This window comes from uncultured Nostoc sp., from assembly GCF_964245575.1.
GTDB lineage: Bacteria > Cyanobacteriota > Cyanobacteriia > Cyanobacteriales > Nostocaceae > Nostoc.
The window spans coordinates 1-3,209 of record NZ_CAXTNP010000358.1 but is presented as its reverse complement, the minus strand read 5'-3'; the positions used below and the strand labels follow the sequence as shown (position 1 = coordinate 3,209).

Genomic DNA, 3,209 nt, shown 5'->3' with positions numbered 1-3,209 from the left:
AAGCAATTGCTGCAAATGCTCAAGCAATTGTTACTAACGTTGAAACATTTACAAGTTTTGCTTAAGCGTTTATTGTAAATGCTCAAGCAATTGCTGCAAATGCTCAAGCAATTGTTACTGTCGGTCAAGATATTCCCAAGTTGAAAGTCTACGCTGCTGAAAATCGCAAGAGTATTATGGGTTTCCTGCAATTTGTACCAATTAGCAATGCAGATTTATTAACTTTACCCTGCGATTAGCAGCTTACACTTTAGGGGTGGGTAGAGTAGCTCAGGCACTGACTGACAGAGGTCTTTATCCTTAAGATGAATGGCGTACACAGCAGTTTTTAATTGAATAGACAACAGATATAGGGGCACAACAATAATATATTGTGCCCTGATATTCCCATTCTTAAACCAACCTTATGACTGCCCAGAAGGTTCAGCAGCATGAATCAGGTCTGGCTTTTGGTCACTAGGAGGACGCTTAATAGTTTGGGCTGATGTCGGGCGTTGATGGCGATCGCGAGTTTGGATCTGCACAGGTTGGCGCGTCTCAATTGACTGGTAAAGCGCTTGAATGATAGCAACATCAATCAACCCTTCCGTTCCAGATGGCTCTGGGTCTTTATTTTCGAGAATACAATCAGAGAAGTAGGTAAATTCAGCCGCTAATTGATCGTGATCCTCAAAGGTACGCTCTTGGGTTTCACCATTTATTGTCAAGTAGTGCTTCAATTCTCCCTGCCAAGCATAAGCAGGTTCTACTAGTAAATCGCCTTGAGTACCTACAATCTGATAGGTTGAAACACTTGCTCCTCCAAAGCTACAGGTAAATGTTGCCAATCGCTCATTGGGGAAACGCAAGATAACGCTAGCCATTTCTTCCACTTCGCTAAAGCGTTCTTCTCCCTTACTGGCAGCTACAGCAAATACTTCAATTGGTTCATCTTGAAATAGATAACGTGCAGCATTAATGCAGTAGATGCCAATATCATAGAGCGTGCCACCACCTGTGACATCTCGTAAACGAATATTGCCCTCTTCCACTTGCTGAGTAAAAACCGAGTTGAAAATCCGTGGTTCACCAATTTGCTTTGAGCGGACAATTTCGACTGCTTGTAAATTGGCTTCTTCTAAATGTAAACGGTAGGCAATCATCAGCTTCACATTATTGTCATCGGCAGCTTTAATCATTACCTCACACTCTTGTTCTGTAACTGCCATTGGCTTTTCACACAATACATGAATTGCCTGATTAGCAGCCCGCACAGTGTAGTCGCAATGCAAGTGATTGGGCAGCGCAATATAAACTGCATCAACCTCACCGCTTGCCAGACAGTCTTCATACTGCTCGTAGGAGTAAGTATGCTCTATACCATACTTTTTGCTCAGTTCTTCGCTTTTAGTAGAGTCATCTGAAACAAGTGCCACTAATTCTGAGTTTTCGGCGTTGGCAAACGAAGGTAAGGCAGCTTCTTGGGCAAACCAACCTAAACCAACGACAGCGTAGCGAATTTTGCGCTTACCATTTGCAGCAGTCATTTTTCTACTCCCTGATCAAGGAACAATAATAATCAATTTAGAAGGCTGAGAATTTGGAGGTTGATGAATGGGATCTCGTACATTCTCAATGACTTGGTAAATTAAAACCTCATTCTTTCAGTAAGCTTTAGTTTAGACTTAAGGAATATTTGTGTTATTGCACCTTAACTGAAATTCATAACCTCAGCATGATGGATACTGAGTAGATAGCGTTAGTAGCCCAAAGCTATGACCCAAATGCAAACCTGGAACACCAACTGAAGATTCTCAGACATTTGGTGCGGTTAACCGTGATAATATACATTAAAATTTAGTATTAACTTATTTAAATCTATTTTTAATTAGTATTAAATATTTCAGAATAAACTATGGATACTATCACTACCGCTATTGTGACTGCTGTTAGTGCTGGATTGGCTAAAGATTTAATAACAGACAGTTACAACAGTTTTAAGAACGTTTTGAAAAGAAAGTTTGGCGAAAAAAGTGATTTGTTAAATGCAATGGATGAATTAGAAAAGAAGCCAGACTGCGAAGCTCATAAAGCCACAGTGCAACAAGAAGTTGAAGTCGCTAAGGTTAATAATGACCTTGAGATGCTTCAGTTAGCTCAAGATTTACTCGACAAGATAAAACAACAGCCTGGCGCACAGAAGATAATCAATGTAGAACAGCGTAATCAGTTGGAACGAGAAAAACCAAAAAATCGGAAGCGAGAAATTAAGCGGTTGCGTCAGACTACATTTGGTGCAATTACAGCAGGCTTAATCATCGCAGGATTTACTATTTTTACCTTGAAGAGTGTTCAGTCATCTGAGCGAGGTCAACCGGAAGAAATAATCCGTTCTGCTTGGCTCGGTCTTAACAGATCAAACATAACAGAGCAAGAAAAGTATCAGGAATGTGGGACTTATTTAAACGTAGGACTGCGTAGCCTCTACTGTGATATCAAGCCCTTCATCGACTATCACAAGTTGCAGATTCTTTCTGGCTTACCTATTTTTCGCAAAGACTATAATCTTACATTTAAGTCTAAAGAGGAATTTGGATATTACAATCCAGAATTTGTTAAATGGCTACAAAAAAATATTATTTATGCAGAAAAGAATGAAAGTTTCAGGCAACAAACGCAACCCTCTTATAATACAAAAATCAGGGATACCGCGAGAGCTTTTTATACAAGTCATCAGATTTTGTTTGCCAATCCCGAAGATTTTAATACTTTCATAAAACAATATCAGTTAGTCAAGAAAGAATATCAATTGCGGTTATATAGGAGAGAAGTAAATGAACTCAGGTTTGATAATAATTATGAGAATTTTGAAGTAATTAAACGTGAATATCTCAAGCATCTCGAAAAGAAAACTCTTCCTGATCTATATTTACAAGAGAAGTTTAGATGGCTGTCCGATTATTTGACTACTGTAGAAAATGTTGATGGGTATGCAGCAAATACATCTGGAGGATTTTGGACTCGACGTTCCATCGATGAAACAGATAAAGAGTTTTTCCGGCTTTTAACAAAACTGCTAAAGACCTATGACGGAGATTGGCTGCGTAAACGAGAATCGCTAGGGGTTAAGCCATCTCGATAAAACCATATTTCAGCCGCAGAATGTGGTTCAAGCGATCGCCTGTTGTAAATGCTACTTTATCATAGTATTTAAGAGGGTAGATTTACCT

At 39.3% G+C, this 3,209-nt stretch carries 2 protein-coding genes; one reads left to right on the top strand and one right to left on the bottom strand.

All coding sequences use genetic code 11. The annotated features are described in order from the left end of the window. Positions 1-404: 404 nt before the first annotated feature. Positions 405-1,526 carry a Gfo/Idh/MocA family oxidoreductase gene (locus ACFFAP_RS34195; protein WP_375515381.1) on the bottom strand — a complete coding sequence of 374 codons (1,122 nt, stop codon included), beginning with the start codon at positions 1,524-1,526 and terminating at the stop codon, positions 405-407. Positions 1,527-1,894: 368 nt separating this feature from the next. Here ACFFAP_RS34195 and ACFFAP_RS34190 point away from each other — a divergent pair, with 368 nt between their 5' ends. Further along, a complete protein-coding gene (locus ACFFAP_RS34190; protein WP_375515380.1) occupies positions 1,895-3,121 on the top strand; it encodes a hypothetical protein in 1,227 nt (408 codons plus the stop codon). Positions 3,122-3,209 lie beyond the last annotated feature (88 nt).

Excerpts from the sequence above, each read along its gene's own strand:
- ACFFAP_RS34195 (WP_375515381.1), bottom strand. The coding sequence starts at position 1,526 with ATGACTGCTGCAAATGGTAAGCGCAAAATTCGCTACGCTGTCGTTGGT.
- ACFFAP_RS34190 (WP_375515380.1), top strand. The coding sequence starts at position 1,895 with ATGGATACTATCACTACCGCTATTGTGACTGCTGTTAGTGCTGGATTG.